Raw genomic sequence first — 19,078 nt, forward strand, 5'->3', positions numbered from 1 at the left:
CTTATTTTAGCCACAGATTCACCGATTTTTTAAAATTGAAAAAGAAATTTTTTCAAAATCGGTTATACTTGTGTTTCACTTTTTATAATTTGATATTTGTACAAATAGCCGTTGCATCTAGCAACATGCGGTGATGCCCTATTTTTATTTTTTGAACTCCTTTGTTTAAACTATTAAAACAGTTGTCCAGTTTAGGAATCATTCCGGAATGTATGGCTTTTTCGGCTTTTAATTTTGCATATAATTCGGAATTTATGTTTTCAATAACTGAAGAATCGTCTTCGGCATCGAATAGAACTCCTGATTTTTCAAAACAGTAATTCAAAGTTACCTCAAAAACTTCTGATAAAGCGATTGCTAATTCACTGGCAATCGTGTCTGCGTTTGTGTTTAATAATTGTCCGTTGCCATCGTGTGTAATGGCGCAAAATACAGGTACAAGATTGTTTAAAAGTAACGTTTCTAGTAAGGGTGTATTTACTTTGTTGACATCACCTACAAAACCATAATTTATTGTTGGGTGATTTCGTTTTTCTGATTGAATCAAATTCCCGTCAGCTCCAGAAAAACCGATTGCATTGGTGGAATTGGCTTGTAATTGTGCTACAATATTTTTGTTGATTTGACCAGCATAAATCATGACTACAACTTCTAGCATGGCGGCATCGGTGATGCGTCTTCCATCAATCATTTGTGGAACTAAACCCATACTTTCGGCTAATTTTGTAGCTGATTTTCCACCGCCATGAACGAGTACTTTGTAGCCTTCGATCTTAGAAAAATCTGTTAAAAAATGAGCCAATTCCATCGGGTTATCAATGATATTCCCACCAATTTTTACTAACGTTATCGGTTTTTTATTTTCCATTTAAAAAAGGTTCTGAGGTTCTTAGATACAATGGCTCAGAGGACTTAATGCCTTAGAACCTTTGTATCTCAGTGCCTTATTTTTTTAATATTTTTTGAAGCACTAATTGTGCTGCGAAGGTTCTATTATTGGCTTGTTCAATAACAATTGAGTTAGGGCCGTCAATCACCTCATCTGATACAATCATATTACGCCTTACGGGCAAACAATGCATAAACTTTGCATCGTTAGTTAATTTCATTTTATCAGCTGTTACCGTCCAGTTTGGATCAGAATTTGTAATTTGTCCGTATTCAATATAGTTACTCCAATTTTTGGCATAAATAAAATCAGCGTTTTTAAATGCTTTGTCTTGATTGTATTCAATTTTTGAATCTTTCGTAATTTCAGGATTCAATTCATACCCTTTTGGATGAGTAATTACAAAATCCATATTTTTTTGTAACTGCATCATTTCTACAAAAGAATTGGCAACAGCTTGAGGTAACGCTTTAGGATGTGGAGCCCATGTTAATACCACTTTGGGTCGGTGCTTGGGTTTAAATTCTTCAATGGTAATAGCATCAGCTAGTGCTTGTAATGGATGTCCCGTGGCGCTCTCCATATTAATAATAGGAACAGTTGCATATTTTATAAAACTAGACAGTACTATTTCGGCATTGTCTTTTTCTTTATCAACCAATCCAGCAAATGCTCTTATAGCAATGACATCACAATATTGAGAAACAACTGCAGCAGCTTCTTTAATATGCTCTGATGCCCCCGAGTTCATTACGGCACCTTCTTCAAATTCTAGGGTCCATCCTTCATTGGTAAAGTTCATTACCATGACATTCATTCCTAAATTTAAGGCAGCTTTTTGCGTACTCAATCGAGTTCTTAAACTAGAATTGAAAAACAACAATCCTAATGTTTTGTTTTTACCTAACTTTTTATTTTTGAGGGGTTTCTTTTTGATTTTTAAGGCTTTTTTAACCCATGTTTCCAGTACATCTATAGTATTGACAGCGTTGTAATTCATGATTTTGTATTTTAATAAGTTATATTAATTTTTATAATATACACTTAATTTGTAGTTGTTTAAGTACTATTACAAATAGTATTACTTTATACTATTTTATCTCGACTAAAGCTTCTTGTAAGGCTTTTATAAACAAGTCGATTGCTGGTTTTGTTATTGTTAAAGGAGGTAAAATGCGCAGTAAGTTTTTGTTGTTTGCATTTCCAGTAAAAATATGTTTGTCGATAATCATCTTTTTACGAAGTGTACTTACGTCAAAATCAAATTCTACGCCCAGCATTAATCCTCTTCCTTTAACTTGAATTACTTCAGGGATTTGTTTGATTGCTTCCAGAAAATAGGCATAAACGTCATTTACATTATCCATTAATTGTTGCTTTTCCATTACGTCCAAAACTGCAATTCCGGCTGCACAAGCTAAATGGTTTCCTCCAAAAGTAGTTCCTAATAATCCGTAACTAGCTGTGAATTTTGGAGAAATCATAATCCCACCTATAGGAAAACCGTTCCCCATTCCCTTTGCTAAACAAATTATATCGGCTTTAATATCATGATGTTGGTGTGCAAAAAACTTTCCGCTTCTTCCGTATCCGGATTGTACTTCGTCTAGAATTAAAACAACATCATAAGCTGCGCATATTTTTTCTAAATCTTGAAAAAATGCTGTGGTACCTTGGTCTAAGCCGCCCACTCCTTGAATACCTTCAATTATTACCGAAGAAACATCGCCTTTTTTGAGTTCGTTTTCAACCAATTCAATGTTGTTCAAGGGTAAAAAAGTAACAATTTGCTGTGCATTGATTGGTGCCACAATTTTTTTATTGTCAGTCACTGCAACTGCTGCAGAAGTCCTACCATGAAAGGAATTCTCAAAAGCAATTACGCGCGATTTATGGTTGTGAAACGAGGCTAATTTCAAAGCGTTTTCATTGGCTTCGGCTCCGGAACTGCACAAGAATAAAGTGTAGTCCTCTAATCCTGAAAGTTTCCCTAACTTTTGGGCTAATTCAACTTGCAGTGGATTCTGAATAGCATTTGAATAGAAACTGATGTTGTCTAATTGTTTTTTTAAGGCAGTGACATAGTCTGGTTGGGTGTGTCCAATGGAAATTACACCATGACCGCCGTATAAATCTAAATATTCTATTCCGTTTTCGTCTGTAATAGTGCAATCTAATGCTTTTACTGGTGTGATGCTGTATAATGGGTAAACGTCAAATAAGTTCATTTCTTTTTTGTTTAAATGGTTTAAGGTTTCAAGTTTCAAGTTACGTGAGCAACCTGAAACTTGAAACTTGAAACAAATTTTTAAAATCCGGATGGTTTCAAATGCAATCCTGTGGTTTCATCTAATCCAAACATTAAATTCATGTTTTGTATGGCTTGTCCTGAAGCTCCTTTTGTTAAATTATCGATTACTGAAGTTATCAATAACCGGTTTCCTTTTTTCATTAAACTAATAATGCATTTATTGGTTTGCACCACTTGTTTCATGTTGATTCCTGTGGTAGTAACCGTAACAAAAGGTTGGTCTTGGTAATAAGTCTCATATTTTGCTACTAAATCTTCCAGACTATCTTCGATTGTTGTGTATAATGTGGCGAATATTCCTCTGGCAAAATCACCTCTGTTGGGTACAAAAATCAATTCGTTTGCGTAATCCGCTTGCAATTGGTGGACACTTTGGTTTATTTCCCCTAGATGTTGGTGTTCAAAAGCTTTGTAATGTGACATGTTGTTTGATCTCCAGCTAAAATGTGTTGTTTCTGAAGGGGTTACTCCGGCTCCCGTACTTCCTGTTGTAGCATTGATATGAACGTCAGTTGTGAGTATTCCGGCTTTCGCCAAAGGCAATAATGCCAGTTGAATTGCTGTTGCAAAACAACCTGGATTAGCTATAAATTGAGCGTTTTTAATGGCTGATTTGTTCAATTCAGGTAAACCATAAACAAAAGACTTTTCATTGAATTCTTTGTCTTTTGTCAATCTGAAATCATTACCCAAATCAATAATTTTAGTATGACTTGCAAATTGATTTTGTTCTAAAAATGATTTTGATTTTCCATGACCTAAACACAAGAAAACTACGTTCACGTTTGGATTTACGGTATCAGTAAAATTCATTTCGATATCACCGAGTAAATCATGGTGCGCTACAGAAAGCGGCTTTCCAGCATTTGTTGTACTGAAAACAAAATCAATGGTTGCGTGAGGATGAAACATTAGAATTCTAATTAATTCTCCTGCTGTATATCCTGATCCACCTATTATACCGATAGTAATCATAATTTTTATTTTTTCGAATTATTTATTGTCACAGATTTTACTGATTTCCATAGATTTGATATTGTATTTTTTTAAGTTTCTAAAAAAGCACTATTTTTCTCTTTAGCCCCGATTGCAGTGGAAATCCTTTTCCTTTTTTTTCAAAAAGGAAAAGATTGTAGCGTAAAGCGGGACGATTTTTCTGGAAATGCAAAATATTTCTGCTCCTAAAAAAAACGCTATTTATTATTCGTATGTTTCATTATTTACCGATGAAAATATGTTTTGAGCATTACCAAGAATTTTGATAAATCCTTTGGCATCATCAGAAGTCCATGCATTGTTCATTTCTCCGTATTGTCCAAAACTCGTATTCATTAAATCATTTTCAGATTCGATTCCGTCAAGCGAAAAATGATAGGGTTTTAGTGTAACGGTCACTTTTCCGTTGACAGTATGTTGGGTGTCTTGCAAAAAAGTTTCGATATTTCTCATCACAGGATCAAGAAATTGCCCCTCATGAAACAGCATTCCGTACCAGTTGCCGAGTTGTTCTTTCCAGTATTGCTGCCATTTTCCTAGTGTGTGTTTCTCTAATAAATGGTGTGCTTTGATGATAATTAAAGGTGCGGCAGCCTCAAAACCTACTCTTCCTTTAATGCCAATAATGGTATCACCTACGTGAATGTCTCTACCTATTGCGTAGGCATTAGCCAGTTTTTCAAGAGTAACAATATTAGCCGAAGGTTTGTCTTTAATGCCATTTATAGCTACTAATTCTCCTTTTTCAAATTCTAAGGTTACTTTTTCTGCGCCCTCTTTTACCAATTGAGAAGGATAAGCTTCGCTAGGTAGCGCTTGATGCGATGTTAAAGTTTCTTTCCCGCCTACACTTGTTCCCCATAACCCTTTGTTAATAGAATATTGTGCTTTTTCCCAAGAATATGAAACTCCGTTTTTAGCTAAATAATCTACTTCTTCCTGTCTTGATAATTTCAAATCTCGAATAGGAGTGATGATTTCAATTTCGGGTGCGATGGTTTGGAAAATTAAATCAAAACGAATTTGGTCATTACCAGCGCCAGTACTTCCGTGTGCAATGGCACTTGCGCCAACAGATTTTGCATATTTAATGGCTTCGATAGCTTGAAAAACACGTTCAGCACTTACAGAAAGTGGATAGGTATTGTTTTTTAATACATTTCCAAAAATTAAATACTTGATGGCTTTATCATAATACTTATCTACAATGGTAAGATTGGTGTGCTTTGCACTTCCAAGTTCATACGCTCTTGTTGTTATGCTTTCTAATTCTTCAGCGGTAAATCCACCAGTATCTACTAGTACGGTGTGAACTTCAAAACCTTTTTCGTTTTTTAAATATTTCAGGCAGTAGGAAGTATCAAGACCTCCACTATATGCTAATACTACTTTTTTCATTTTTTCATTTTTTTCTTCCCCCAGCCCTCCGAAGGAGAGGGTGCCAATACTGGCAAAAGGGAATGTTATTTTATGTAATTTTTCTTCTATGTCTTGGCTCACGTCCCTTCAAGTAGGGGGTTTATTTATCTAAAAATACCGCTTGTTTTATTTTCTTCAAACGGTTCCAAATCCGGACATTGAAAGGATGTTTTGGTGGGTCTTTTGGTTTTTCATTTGGATCATATAGCATGCCTGTACACAAGCACATTTTGTTGTCTTTGCTTTTCAAAATTTCATAATTAGTGCAGGTTTGACAGCCTTTCCAAAAGCTCGGGTCATTTGTAAGCTCTGAAAAAGGAACTGGTTTGTATCCCAAATCAGAATTTATTTTCATTACTGCTAAGCCTGTTGTAATCCCAAAAACTTTTGCTTCAGGATATTTTTTTAGCGAGTAATCAAACACAAACGACTTTATTTTTTTTGCCAAACCAAGATTTCTGTAATCTGGATGAACAATTAAGCCTGAATGTGCTACAAACTGGCCATGTTGCCAACTCTCGATATAACAAAAACCTGCAAATTTCCCGTTGTCAAGTGCAATAACGGCGTCTTGAGTCTCCATTTTTTTCTGGATATACTCAGGCGTTCTTTTAGCAATACCAGTACCTCTTAAAAGTGCTGATAACTCTATTGTTTCGCATATTTCTTGCGCATATTTGTAGTGCTCTTCCTGAGTTGTGACAATGGAAATGTTCATTTCAAAAGTAGAATTTGGATGTTATAAAATGATTTTTGATTAAAAGCTAAAATGAATTTTAGGCAATATGAATTTGCACTAAAATCTAAAGAATAGATGTAGTATTTTGATTTACAATAAAATACAGTAAATACTATAAAAAATAAAGGATATAATAATCCAATAGAGTTTGATAATGTCAAAACAAAAAAAATGAAAATATGAATAAATGAGAAACAGCTCTAGGAAAATATAGTTATAGTGTCCGTACTTCGGGAGAAGCGGTTAGCATGTTTGTCCGTGACAAAGAAGTTATATGTACGTTTGTATTATTCACAGCTGCAAAAGTACATTTTTTTTTGAATTTCAACTATTTAATTTTTATTTGTAACAAATTATGTAACTATTGTGTTATTAAAAAAAAAAAAAAAACTCCTAGAACGTAGTGCTCTAGGAGTTTTAATGAAAGATTTATAAAGGTTAGTTTCTAAATCTATTTTGAGTAATAATGTTTTTAATTTTTGCTTTTAGATCTTGACCAGTATCATAAATCATTTGTTCGCTGTTAGGGAACATAACAGGTTTTCTGTCAAAATACGCAAAATAGTTATCGTCCGAGGCGCGTCTGTCTCCATTACAAGTGGCATAAGTATTTTCAAAAACAAACTCGCTTGTCAAAGGAAATGTTTGAATTAGTTGATTGGTTCTTAGATTAACGTAATCTATTTTAGCTGTAACTTGCGAAGATTTAAATTGTCTGAATTCATAAATTCTGGCGGTTACCGTTTTTAAATTGTCAACCATTACTACTTTTCCTTTTTCATCTAGAACCTCTTTACCATTAGCATCAATTAGTTTTTTTACACCGTCTTTTATCACTCGTTCTTTAACAAATTCGCGTTCTTTAACTTGTTCTGGTGAAATAAAAATATCTCTAAAATTGATGACCATTCCATAATCATAAACAATACCTTTTTGTTTGTTGTTGTGATAAACTGTCCAAGCATCATTTAATCCAAAAGTGCTAAAATCTAACAAGTCATCTTGCAAACGTGCTGGGATGATCATGTTTGTCTCATTTTTTGTAGTAACCGAAACAAAATCACAGCCTTTAAATTTTGCTTCATCCATTAATTTTAAAACGTCTTTATAGTTTGGATTGATCTGGTTGAGATAATTTAAGTCATTAAATGCTTTTCTAAAATTCATTTTATCATTTGACACCATTAATTTCTTTGCATTTGCATATAAATAAGCCGCTAGTGCATTTTTACTACTTACAATTTTATCACTATAATCATCAAAGGGAAAGATGGCATTTCTACCTTCGTTTAATAATTTTAAGGGTAAAATTGGTTTTATGTTTTCTTGTCTTTGATTTAATTGTACATAGGTGTTATAAATTTTTTCTAGCTGAGCAGGATTATTTTCTTTAGTCCACAAGTTAATATAGTTGAGATCTCTATCTTTAGCTTTGGCGAAAGCCTCTTCCAGGAGATAAACGTAATCTTGTTTTCCTTTTTTATCCTTGTTACTTCTTAAACTTGAAATAGCATTATCTATTGCTTGATCATAATTACCTGAGCTTAATGCATTTTGGGTTTGCTTTACTCCACAGGAGGAAATAAAAATAAATAAGATAAATAGAGTAGTAATTTTTTTCATAAGCGTTAATTTTAGGGGTAGAATGTTGAGCAATATTTTTTATTTCTAGCGAAAAGAATATTTCAAAAAGCTAAATTCAAATATAATGCCAAAAAAAACCTAACAAAAATAGTATAATTGTTAGGTTTCAAAATGTAATTTTATATAAATTTTATTTTCGAACGAAAGGAGGTAATAGCTTGCTTGAAACTTCTCCAAAACCAATACGTACATGACCGTTTTTGCAAAAACCTTTCATGATTACGGTATCATTATCATTTATAAATTTACGCTCTGTGTTATCGCTCATTTTTATTGGGTTTTTTCCACCCCAAGTAAGTTCAAGCATAGAACCAAAACTATCTTCAGTAGGTCCCGATATCGTTCCTGATCCCATCATATCTCCAGAGTTTACTCTACATCCATTTGAGGTGTGGTGCGTCAATTGTTGGCTCATAGTCCAATACATGTATTTAAAATTAGACTTAGAAACTACAGTAGCCTCGCTATTTTCAGGTTGAATGGCTACTTCTAAGTTAATGTCAAAGGAGTGTTTTCCTTTTTGTTGTAAATACGGTAGGGGCGTAGGCTCTTGTTTAGGACCTTTTGTTCTAAAAGGTTCTAGTGCATCCATAGTAACTATCCATGGTGAAATTGAAGAGGCAAAATTTTTAGCCAAAAATGGTCCTAGCGGAACGTATTCCCATTTTTGAATATCACGAGCGCTCCAGTCATTTAATAACACCATCCCAAAAATATAATCTTCGGCTTCGGTTACAGGAATATTTTCACCCATTATATTGACGTCAGTTGTGATAAACGCAGTTTCAAGTTCAAAATCAACAGAACGGGACGGACCAAAAACTGGACTAGTTTCCCCGTGAGGTAATGTTTGTCCCATGGGTCTGTGAACAGGAATTCCAGATGGAACGATCGTTGAACTACGACCGTGATAACCCACTGGAATATGAAGCCAGTTAGGTAATAACGCGTTTTCAGGATCACGAAACATTTTCCCAACATTAGTAGCATGTTCTTTACTCGAATAAAAATCAGTGTAATCACCTATTAAAACAGGCAATTGCATTTCAACATCTTCCATTTTAAAGATTACAATATCTCTGTCCTTAGTATTATTTTGTAGTTTGGTATTATTGGCATCAAAGAGTTCAGCAATGCGGTTTCTTACCAGTCTCCATGTTTTTTTCCCATCTGATATGAAGTCATTCAGTGTATCCTGCATAAACATATCATCGGTAAGTTCAATACCTTCAAAATAATTGAGTTGTTGTAGTGCACCTAGATCTATGGCATAGTCGCCTATTCTTGTTCCTACAGTAACAATATTTTCTTTAGTTAGGAAAACTCCGAAGGGTATATTTTGAATAGGGAAATCACTGTTTTCAGGTACTTCTAACCATGATTTTCTATTGGTATCGTTTGCTGTTATTGGCATATGATGTTAATTATTTTGTTAAAAAATTACTCATCAAATATATTATAATCTAAGTATTAACCAAACGTTTTTTTGTATTTTTGCTATAAATTAACGAAATTCAAAAAAATGCAACGCGACGAACAAATTTTTGACCTTATTCTAGAAGAACAAGAAAGACAAATACACGGATTAGAACTAATAGCATCAGAGAACTTTGTAAGTGACGAGGTGATGGAAGCTGCAGGATCTGTACTAACTAATAAATATGCCGAAGGATATCCTGGCAAAAGATACTACGGAGGTTGCGAGGTAGTTGATGTGGTAGAGCAAATTGCTATTGATAGAGCTAAAGAGCTTTTTGGTGCGGCTTACGCCAATGTACAACCACACTCTGGCTCACAAGCTAACACAGCAGTTTACCATGCTTGTATAAAGCCAGGTGATAAAATCTTAGGATTTGATTTATCTCATGGAGGTCATCTTACACACGGATCACCTGTAAATTTTTCTGGACGTTTATATACACCTTCTTTTTATGGTGTAGACCCAGAAACTGGTCTTTTGGATTACGATAAAATTCAAGAAATTGCAACTAGAGAACAACCAAAATTGATTATCGCTGGAGCATCTGCTTACTCGCGCGACATGGATTTTGCTCGTTTTAGAGTAATTGCTGACAGCGTTGGAGCTATTTTATTAGCTGATATTTCTCATCCTGCAGGACTTATTGCAAAAGGCTTGATGAATGATCCTTTACCTCATTGCCATATTGTAACTACAACGACTCACAAAACTTTACGTGGACCACGTGGAGGATTAATTTTGATGGGTAAAGATTTCGAAAATCCGTTTGGATTAACTACTCCAAAAGGAGAAATTAGAATGATGTCATCTTTGCTTGATTTAGCTGTATTTCCTGGTAATCAAGGCGGACCTTTGATGCATATCATTGCTGCAAAAGCGGTTGCTTTTGGAGAAGCATTACAAGACGAATTTTTTACCTATGCACTACAATTGCAAAAAAATGCTAAAGCTATGGCCGAAGCTTTTGTAAAACGTGGTTACCAAATTATTTCTGGTGGTACTGATAATCACATGATGTTGATTGATTTAAGAAATAAAAATATTTCTGGTAAAGAGGCTGAAAATGCTTTGGTTAAAGCTGAAATTACAGTGAATAAAAATATGGTTCCATTTGATGATAAATCACCATTTGTTACTTCTGGTATTCGTGTGGGAACTGCGGCAATTACAACCCGAGGTCTTGTAGAGGCTGATATGGAAACTATCGTAGATTTAATTGATAGAGTGATTGTAGATCATACTAATGAAGCTGTGATAGAGGCTGTGGCCAATGAAGTAAATGAAATGATGAGCGAAAGAGCTATTTTCGTTTATTAATTAATTGTTTAAGGTTTCAGGTTTAAAGTTTAAAGTTTTGTGTTTACGGAATGGTATCGCAAAATTTTAAACTTTTTTAGTTCTAAGTAAAACTTGAAACTTGAAACTATTTTTAAAACTTGAAACTAATTTAAAATGGGTGTATTACGATTACAATTGCCAACAGACCCAAGATGGGTCAATATTGTAGAGAAAAATATTGAAGAAATCTTAACAGATCATGCTTGGTGCGAACAAAAAGCAGCTACAAATGCCATTACAATTATTACGAACAACTCTGAACATCAGGACTTAGTTAAAGATTTATTGGCTCTAGCCAAAGAAGAAATTGATCATTTTGAGCAAGTGCATAATATCATCATTAAGCGTGGATTAAAATTGGGCAGAGAACGAAAAGACGATTATGTAAATGAGCTATACCTGTACATGAAAAAAAGCAGCAATGGCAGTAGAGTTTCAAGTCTTGTAGAGCGTTTGCTTTTTTCAGCAATGATTGAAGCCAGAAGTTGTGAGCGATTTAAAGTTTTATCCGAAAACATTAAGGATCCAGAATTAGCTTTATTCTACAGAGAATTAATGGAGAGTGAAGCAGGTCATTATACCACATTTATAACCTATGCACGTAAATACGGCGAAGGAATTGATGTTGAAAAACGTTGGAGAGAGTGGTTAGAATTTGAAGAGTCGGTAATTACAAAATATGGGAACAGTGAAACCATACACGGATAAAATACAAACCGTTCTTTAATCCCATTAAATTTTAATCCCACAAAAAGTATCATTTCAAAATACTATTCAAAGCATTTTTTAATTTAAAGTTTTATAAGTTAAAAAACTGAAATTCAATTTTTACTATTTGTAGAAAAAGTGTCGGAGTTTCAAATTTTGCAGTGCTTTAAGTAGCTTTAACATGGATATTTGCGTATATTTATAGAAAGAAATTACAGCAATCTGTAAAGATAAATATAAGATGAAATGAATATGAAATTACAAGTGCAATTTTTTTTGGTAATGCTGAGTCTGCTTTCTTGTTCCAAAAAGGAAACAGAAGAAATGAAACCAACTGTAGGAGAAGTTACTGAAACGGTGTATGCCTCAGGAGTTTTAAAAGCGGATGGGCAGTATACGGTATTTGCCACTGTAAATGGAACACTGCAAAAAGTAAATGTTATTGCCGGTCAATCCATTAGTAAAGGGCAGTCGCTATTTGAATTGGAAAGTGATAAAGCGGAATTAAATACTGAGAATGCTCGATTAGCGTATCAATTAAGTTTGGAAAGCAGTCGTTATATTCAGGATAAAATTGCCGAAATGGAAATGAAAGTCCAATCAAGCAGAGACAAATTTACCCTGGACGAATCCATTTATAACCGAAATAAAAACATCAGAAATCAAGGTGGAATTTCGGAAGTTGATTTTGAAAGAGTCGAATTAGCGTATAAAAGTTCCAAAATTAATTTCGAATCTGCTAAAAAGCAATTAGCACAACTCAAAGCCCAATTGCGTAATGATCAAAGCAGAAATTCTGTCAACTTAAAAATCAACCAGAAATCCCAGAGTGATTTTAGTGTTAAAAGTGCTTTCTCTGGAAAATTATTTGATGTCTTAGTAAAAGAAGGAACATTAGTTACGCCGCAAACTCCTTTAGCAATAATTGGTCAAGAATATTCATATTTATTAGAACTGGAAGTAGACGAAAATGATATGGTTCGCGTGAGAACGGGTCAAAAAGTATTGGTGACAATGGATAGTTATAAAAGGCAGGTTTTTGATGCTGTCATTGATAAAATTTATCCAATAATGAACGAACGTTCCCGTACTTTTAAAATTGAAGCACATTTTATAAAACCACCCAAAAAACTCTACCCAAATCTTACTGCCGAAGCTAATATTATCATTCAGATTAAGAAAAATGCCATTACGATTCCAAAAGCATATTTAATACAAGGCAAATATGTTTTAGTAAATAAAGATGAAAAACGCGAAGTAAAAACGGGTTTAAGTGATTATCAAAAAGTAGAAATACTATCCGGTTTAACCGCCGTAGAAACCATTTATAAACCTCAATAATGAACTTTAAACTCATTTTAAACGTTGCATTGCATTTGCTACGGGCTCGATTGAAACAAACGATTGTTGCAGCTATTGGAGTAACGTTCAGTATTGCGATGTTTATTGCTTTGGTTAGTTTTATGAATGGTTTGAATGATTTATTGGATGGATTAATGCTCAATAGAACTCCTCATGTACTGTTGTACAATGAAATAAAACCTTCAGAAAACCAACCTGTTTTCTTGTCCGAGGACTTTAAAAAAAACACCAATTTTGTTCGTTCTATTAAACCCAAAGACCGAGGAAAGTCCATTTACAACAGTAAAACCATTCTGGCTGTTTTAAAACAAGATCCGCGTGTTATTGACGTTGCACCAAAGGTGACTTCGCCGGTTTTTTTTAATTCAGGGACTATTGAAATATCAGGGGTAATTAATGGGATTGATGTTTTATCTGAAGATAAATTATTTAAAATCAGCGATTATATCATTGAAGGAAAAGTAGCTGACCTGCTTCAGAATAACAGCATTATTATAGGGAAAGGTTTGTCAGATAAAATGTTGCTTACCAATGGAGATATCATCAAGATTACGACTTCTAAAGGAAATTTAGCTTCGCTTAAAATTGTGGGTATTTCTGAAATTGGTATTTCTGAAATTGATAATGTGATGAGTTATACCTCTTTGACGACAGCTCAAAAAATACTGGGAGAACCTACAAATTACATCACGGACATTCAGCTAAATTTGTATGATATGAGTGCTGCACCTGCTGTTGCAAAAGAGTTTCAGGACACCTTTAATTTAGATACAATTGATTATCAAACCGCAAATTCTCAGTTTGAAACAGGAAGCTCAGTGCGAAGTATCATTTCCTATTCCGTTGGTGTGGTGTTGCTAATTGTTGCCGGTTTTGGGATTTATAATATTCTGAACATGATGATTTATGAAAAAATGGACAGTATTGCGATTTTGAAAGCGACAGGATTTTCTGGAAATGATGTGAAATGGATTTTTGTTTCACTATCTATTATTATTGGTTTGGTGGGAGGGTTGTTTGGTTTGCTGTTTGGATTTGTTTTTTCTTCTATCATAGATGTGATTCCGTTTGAAACGGCTTCTTTACCTACGGTGAAAACCTATCCTATTAATTACAATCCTATATATTATGGCATCGGGATTACTTTTGCATTGTTTACCACGACTATTGCCGGACTTTTTCCTGCCTTAAAAGCCAGTAAAGTAGATCCAGTAGAAATCATCAGAGGAAAATAAAAATGGAAAATAATGCTGTTTTAGAGACCATTGGACTAAGTAAATATTTTTACGATCCTGTAAAATTTCAGGTATTGAAAGAAATAAGTATGCGTGTTAATCACGGAGAGTTTGTTTCGATAGTTGGGAAATCTGGCTGTGGCAAATCGACATTATTGTATTTACTTTCTACGATGGATACGGATTATGACGGTCAGATAATGATTCACAACGAACTTGTCACGGGAAAAACCGACAAAGAATTGGCATTAATCAGAAATGAAAAAATAGGTTTTGTATTTCAGTTTCATTACTTACTGTCAGAATATAATGTGCTAAAAAATGTAATGCTTCCGGGGATGAAGTTAGCTAAATACTCGGATAAAGAATTAGAGCATCGCGCCATGCAACATTTAAAAACGTTAGACATGCAGGATCAAGCGCTGAAAATGCCTAATCAATTGAGCGGTGGACAAAAACAGCGTGTGGCAATTGCACGTGCTTTGATCAACGATCCGTTGATTATAATGGGGGATGAGCCTACAGGGAATTTAGATAAGAAAAACAGTGACATGGTTTTTGATATTTTCAATAAATTAACTCAGGAGAAAAATCAAACTTTATTGGTGGTTACGCACGACAATGATTTTGCCCAAAAAACCAATAGAATTATTACCATGGAAGATGGGAAAATAATTTCTTAAAGTTCTATTTAACAATAATTTCGTGTTTGTAGAGCAATCCTTTCAAACCTTCTAAAGCAAAAATCGCTTTTTTTAATTTTGTTGTTTTGGGGTCAATCATATAATTGTAACTGGTTTTGAAATCAGCTTTGTTAGCAATTGCTTTCGCAAACTCAGAACGGTATAGATCACAGTTTTCAAAAACGACTTCGGTCAAATCTGTACTCATAAAATCTACCGCAATAATACTGCAATTCGTAAATGATGTTCCTTTTATTTTTAAAGAATAAAATTTGGAGAAATCCAAAACACAATCCTTAAAAGCAATTTCGAAAATTAATTTATCGCACATCGCAAAATTCACGTCTTTGATTTCACAGCGATTGAAAGTTACAGTTCTAAAGGCGACATAATTAATTTTTGCCTTGCTAAATATACAATCATCGAAGGTGCAATCAATAAAAGTAACAGCTACAAAAGTACATTGAGAAAAATTACAATTGGTAAAAGTACAACATTCGAACTCCTGATGATTCAATTCATGTTCGCTATAAAGAATGTCAGTAAATTGATTGTCATAGGTGTATGAAGCCATTTAAAAGTTTGATGATTAGTAAAATGTAGTTGCACAAAGTAACACATTATCTTGATGGAAAAAGATCTATTCTTAAAATTAGTTTTCAGATAGTAAAAGTAATTTTATGTTATTTAAAAGGCTCTGGCAGTTTCATAATAAAAGATGTGGTTTAATAGTTTATACTGGGAATTATGTAACTCTTTAAAATTATTGATGAGTTAAATTTTCATAATTTTATAACAATTAAATTTACTTATTATGATACTTACAAAAGGATATGCGGCACAAGATGCCAAATCAGATTTAGCTCCTTGGAATTTTGAACGAAGAGCTCTTGGACCAAATGATGTTCAGTTTGATATACAATTTTGTGGTGTTTGTCACAGTGACTTACATCAAATAAAAAATGATTGGGGAGGATCTATTTACCCAATGGTTCCTGGACATGAAATTGTTGGTAAAGTAGTTGGAGTAGGGGAAAAGGTAACACGCTTTAAAGTAGGTGATTTAGCGGGAACAGGTTGTCTTGTGGACTCTTGTAGAACTTGCGAAAATTGTAAAGAGGGATTAGAACAATTTTGTATCAACGGAAGAACAGATACGTATAATGCACTGGGTCAAGATGGCGTTACACCCACATACGGAGGGTATTCAAACACCATTGTAGTTCATGAGGATTTTGTATTGCATATTTCAGATAAATTAGATTTAGCGGCAGTAGCTCCGTTATTGTGTGCAGGAATAACAACCTATTCTCCATTAAAACATTGGAAAGTAGGAAAAGGACATAAGCTGGCTGTACTAGGTCTTGGAGGACTTGGGCATATGACCGTTAAGTTTGGTGTTGCTTTTGGTGCTGAAGTTACTGTTTTGAGTACTTCACCAGATAAAGAACAAGATGCAAAAAAACTAGGGGCACATCATTTTATTGTGACCAAAGATGAAAAACAATTAGCAAAAGCAGCAGGAACATTTGATTTTATTTTAGATACTGTTTCAGCGCCACATGATCTAAATTTGTATTTGTCCTTGTTACGCGTAAACGGAGTTCATATTTGTGTTGGAGTGCCACCTACGCCTTATCAAGTTCATGCTTTTAGTTTAATTGGTGGTCGACGTAGTTTAGCTGGATCGTTAATTGGAGGATTACCAGAAACACAAGAAATGTTAGATTACTGTGCTTCTAATGGTATTGTATCAGATATTGAATTAATCGATATGAAAGATATTCATGAAGCGTATGAACGTATGACAAAAGGAGATGTGCGCTACCGTTTTGTAATTGATATGGCTACATTGTAATAAAAGATTACTGTTTTAAAGCAAAAAAAATCGCTACCAGCAATTATTGGTAGCGATTTTTTTTTGTCTAAGTACTTTTAATTATTTAGTCAAAAAACGTTGAAAAAATTCGTAAGTTCTTAACATTTGATCCAAACGTTGCCTGTTGTCGCCATTACGAGTAATTTCGTGTGTAGCTCCCGGATGAACAACGAATTCTACCGGGCGGTCTAAAACTTTTAAACTTCTAAACATCATTTCGGCTTGCACAAATCCTGTTCTACGATCGTTAGCTCCGTGAAAAATGATAAAAGGTGTTGTAATGTTTTGAACGTAATTAATTGGTGATTCACGAGTTAGTATTTCTTTAACTTTTGGTTCCCAAGGATAACCTCCAAAATAATTTGGTACCAATCGCCATGCATTTCCTTCTCCAAAAAATGTATTCAAATCGTAAACACCTCTTTGAGCGCAAGCCGCTTTAAAGCGATTGTCATGACTGATGATCCAAGCTGTTAAATATCCTGCGTAAGAACCACCGGTGATGAATAAATTAGATTGATCTGCCCAACCTTCGGCAACGGTTTTGTCGAGAGCGGTTAAAACATCGCTTGCTGGTCCTTTGCCCCAATCATTAACATTGGCTCTCAAAAAGTCAAGACCGTAACCGCCAGATCCACGCGGATTGCTGTATACTACGCCATATCCTTTACTACAAAAATATTGGTATTCATGCCACATACTTTCCTCACCCGGTCCCCACATAGCAGATGGTCCGCCATGAATTTCTAGTAACAAAGGCGCTTTTTCACCACTTGTGGTTTGAGTTGGTTTCATTACCCAATATTCAACGGTTAGTCCTAACTCGTTTACAAAACTTTTCTTTTCCGGATAAGATAGTTTTTTGGCTAAAACCCAATTGTTGAAGGTGCTTACTTTGTTTTCTTTCTTGAAATTGGAGTCAGCTGTATACAACTCTGATGGATTGCTTACTTGAGTCTTGCTGTAAAGAAAACCATCTGCAACTAAATCAAAACTAGAGATTCCTTGATCTGCTGCTGATAAAGCCTCAATTTTTTTAGATGATAGCGCAATTCGGTGTAAAACATTCCCACCGTTCATTTGCGATGTAAAATAAAGGAATTTGTCGTCTTTGCTCCATTTTAGATTAGAGATGTTGCGGTCAAACGGAATCGTTTGAATTGATTCAGGCTCCCCGTTTAGGGACATAATTGATAAAGTTGGAATGCTCACGAATGAAGTGGCTCCTGATAAAAATGCAATCCATTTTCCAGAAGAACTAACAGATGCATTGCTGTAGCGTTTCCCGTTCTCGCCTAAAATCATTTTAAAATTGCTACCGTCAGGGGCTACCGTAAATAATTCACTTTCTTGGGAACGGTCTGGATTTTCGAGATTGTCTACGTCACCAGATAATAATATTTGAGTTCCATTTGCAAAATATTCTGCCGATGAAAAGCTATAAAATCCACTGGTAATGGCTTTTGGGATGCTGTTTTGCTCTGCTACTGTTTCAAAAAAATGGTTAAAATTTAGTTCAGATGATAAATTACTTTCGCTTTGAAAGTTTAACTTGTTTAAGACAATAGCTTTTTTATCGGTAGCGTTTTGGTTTAAATACGCTCTTACTTCAGCCAATGATCCGTTCGGATTGGCTTTGATTTTAGTATTGGCCAAATAATCATTTGATGTAAAACCAGGTTTTTCAGTATTCCAGTTTGGAACTTCTTTTTTAGGATTTAAAATAGAGTCTTTCAAAAGTTCTTGTAGTGAAATACTAGCTGAAAAAAGTATTTTTTTTCCATCAGGCGACCATTTTGGATTATTGGCACCATATTTAAAATTGGTAAGTTGCGTGGCTTCTCCGCCTTCCATATCAAGGACAAAAATTTGAGTTTTGTCTTTTACAAACCTTGTAAAAGCTAGTTTTTTTCCATCAGGACTCCATGCTGGTCTTGATGCGCCATTTTTATCAGATGTTACTTGCTTTACAGTATTTGAATTTTCTTTATTCCAAGAGTAAATCTGGGTGCGATAGGTGTAATCTAATGAACTGTTTTCGTCGCTCTCAATGTAGGTAACAGTGAAAGCAGCTTTTTTTCCATCTGGAGAACTAGTAATACTATTTACGTTTTTTATTTTTAGCAGATCGGTTAGTTCAATTAGATCACTGCCATTTTGTGCACTTGCAAAATGAATGGGAATAAATAATAAAAGGGTTAGAAATTTTTTCATGAAATCGTCTTTAGTAACACATTAGTTTTTTTCTAAACTAGTACAAAAAACAGAGATATCAAAACAGAAAAAAAGGAAACAGAAAAAGTTTTTGCGCTTCTGTCAATTATTACAAGCCCGATGGTTCTGTGTAGGTTTTTAAAAAGGAATTTTTTGAGACCTGCAGAGAGTATAAACATAA

16 protein-coding genes are annotated in these 19,078 nt (G+C 34.3%); 6 read left to right on the forward strand and 10 right to left on the reverse strand.

The annotated features are described in order from the left end of the window. Positions 1-82 precede the first annotated feature (82 nt). The 8 genes from argB to fahA form a co-directional block, all read right to left on the reverse strand. On the reverse strand, positions 83-868 hold the full coding sequence (argB, locus tag LQ189_RS06245; RefSeq protein WP_230155101.1) for an acetylglutamate kinase: 786 nt from the start codon (positions 866-868) through the stop codon (positions 83-85). Between the two features lie 76 nt (positions 869-944). Next, complete coding sequence (locus LQ189_RS06250) at positions 945-1,889, reverse strand: N-acetylornithine carbamoyltransferase (protein ID WP_230155103.1); 945 nt, start codon at positions 1,887-1,889, stop codon at positions 945-947. 91 nt (positions 1,890-1,980) lie between these two features. Next, complete coding sequence (locus LQ189_RS06255) at positions 1,981-3,117, reverse strand: aspartate aminotransferase family protein (RefSeq protein WP_230155111.1); 1,137 nt, start codon at positions 3,115-3,117, stop codon at positions 1,981-1,983. An 80-nt stretch (positions 3,118-3,197) separates the two neighbouring features. Next, positions 3,198-4,175, reverse strand: coding sequence for an N-acetyl-gamma-glutamyl-phosphate reductase (gene argC / locus LQ189_RS06260; RefSeq protein WP_230155112.1), 978 nt, complete (start codon positions 4,173-4,175; stop codon positions 3,198-3,200). A 225-nt stretch (positions 4,176-4,400) separates the two neighbouring features. Continuing rightward, complete coding sequence (locus LQ189_RS06265) at positions 4,401-5,594, reverse strand: argininosuccinate synthase (RefSeq protein ID WP_221916908.1); 1,194 nt, start codon at positions 5,592-5,594, stop codon at positions 4,401-4,403. 121 nt (positions 5,595-5,715) lie between these two features. Then, the gene (locus LQ189_RS06270; protein WP_086455018.1) at positions 5,716-6,333 is read right to left on the reverse strand and encodes a GNAT family N-acetyltransferase; all 618 of its coding nucleotides are present in this window, start codon (positions 6,331-6,333) and stop codon (positions 5,716-5,718) included. 459 nt (positions 6,334-6,792) lie between these two features. Beyond that, a complete protein-coding gene (locus LQ189_RS06275; RefSeq protein WP_230155113.1) occupies positions 6,793-7,977 on the reverse strand; it encodes a hypothetical protein in 1,185 nt (394 codons plus the stop codon). Positions 7,978-8,128: 151 nt separating this feature from the next. After that, positions 8,129-9,412: a fumarylacetoacetase gene (gene fahA, locus LQ189_RS06280; RefSeq protein ID WP_230155114.1), complete on the reverse strand. Its 1,284-nt coding sequence runs from the start codon at positions 9,410-9,412 to the stop codon at positions 8,129-8,131. Between the two features lie 108 nt (positions 9,413-9,520). Between fahA and glyA the strand changes: the two genes are divergently transcribed. From glyA to LQ189_RS06305, 5 genes are all read left to right on the forward strand, one after another. Continuing rightward, positions 9,521-10,795, forward strand: coding sequence for a serine hydroxymethyltransferase (gene glyA / locus LQ189_RS06285; protein WP_086454675.1), 1,275 nt, complete (start codon positions 9,521-9,523; stop codon positions 10,793-10,795). A 135-nt stretch (positions 10,796-10,930) separates the two neighbouring features. Continuing rightward, entirely contained in the window at positions 10,931-11,524 is a 594-nt protein-coding gene (locus LQ189_RS06290) for a tRNA-(ms[2]io[6]A)-hydroxylase (RefSeq protein WP_086454676.1), read from the forward strand. A 246-nt stretch (positions 11,525-11,770) separates the two neighbouring features. After that, a complete protein-coding gene (locus LQ189_RS06295) occupies positions 11,771-12,865 on the forward strand; it encodes an efflux RND transporter periplasmic adaptor subunit (RefSeq protein WP_230155115.1) in 1,095 nt (364 codons plus the stop codon). Continuing rightward, positions 12,865-14,121, forward strand: a complete 1,257-nt coding sequence (locus LQ189_RS06300) for an FtsX-like permease family protein (RefSeq protein WP_230155116.1) — start codon at positions 12,865-12,867, stop codon at positions 14,119-14,121. Before LQ189_RS06295 ends, LQ189_RS06300 begins: the two co-directional genes overlap by 1 nt. A gap of 2 nt (positions 14,122-14,123) precedes the next feature. Next, positions 14,124-14,804: an ABC transporter ATP-binding protein gene (locus tag LQ189_RS06305; protein WP_230155118.1), complete on the forward strand. Its 681-nt coding sequence runs from the start codon at positions 14,124-14,126 to the stop codon at positions 14,802-14,804. A gap of 4 nt (positions 14,805-14,808) precedes the next feature. On the opposite strand, the gene LQ189_RS06310 is transcribed toward LQ189_RS06305, so the two are convergent. Continuing rightward, on the reverse strand, positions 14,809-15,378 hold the full coding sequence (locus LQ189_RS06310) for a pentapeptide repeat-containing protein (RefSeq protein ID WP_230155119.1): 570 nt from the start codon (positions 15,376-15,378) through the stop codon (positions 14,809-14,811). A gap of 240 nt (positions 15,379-15,618) precedes the next feature. On the opposite strand from LQ189_RS06310, the gene LQ189_RS06315 reads away from it, so the two are divergent. Continuing rightward, a complete protein-coding gene (locus LQ189_RS06315; protein WP_230155120.1) occupies positions 15,619-16,662 on the forward strand; it encodes an NAD(P)-dependent alcohol dehydrogenase in 1,044 nt (347 codons plus the stop codon). Between the two features lie 81 nt (positions 16,663-16,743). Here the strand turns inward: LQ189_RS06315 and LQ189_RS06320 are convergent, their stop codons facing one another. Beyond that, the gene (locus LQ189_RS06320) at positions 16,744-18,897 is read right to left on the reverse strand and encodes a S9 family peptidase (protein WP_230155121.1); all 2,154 of its coding nucleotides are present in this window, start codon (positions 18,895-18,897) and stop codon (positions 16,744-16,746) included. Positions 18,898-19,078 lie beyond the last annotated feature (181 nt).

The organism is Flavobacterium sp. CECT 9288, from assembly GCF_918731615.1.
Classification (GTDB): Bacteria; Bacteroidota; Bacteroidia; order Flavobacteriales; family Flavobacteriaceae; genus Flavobacterium.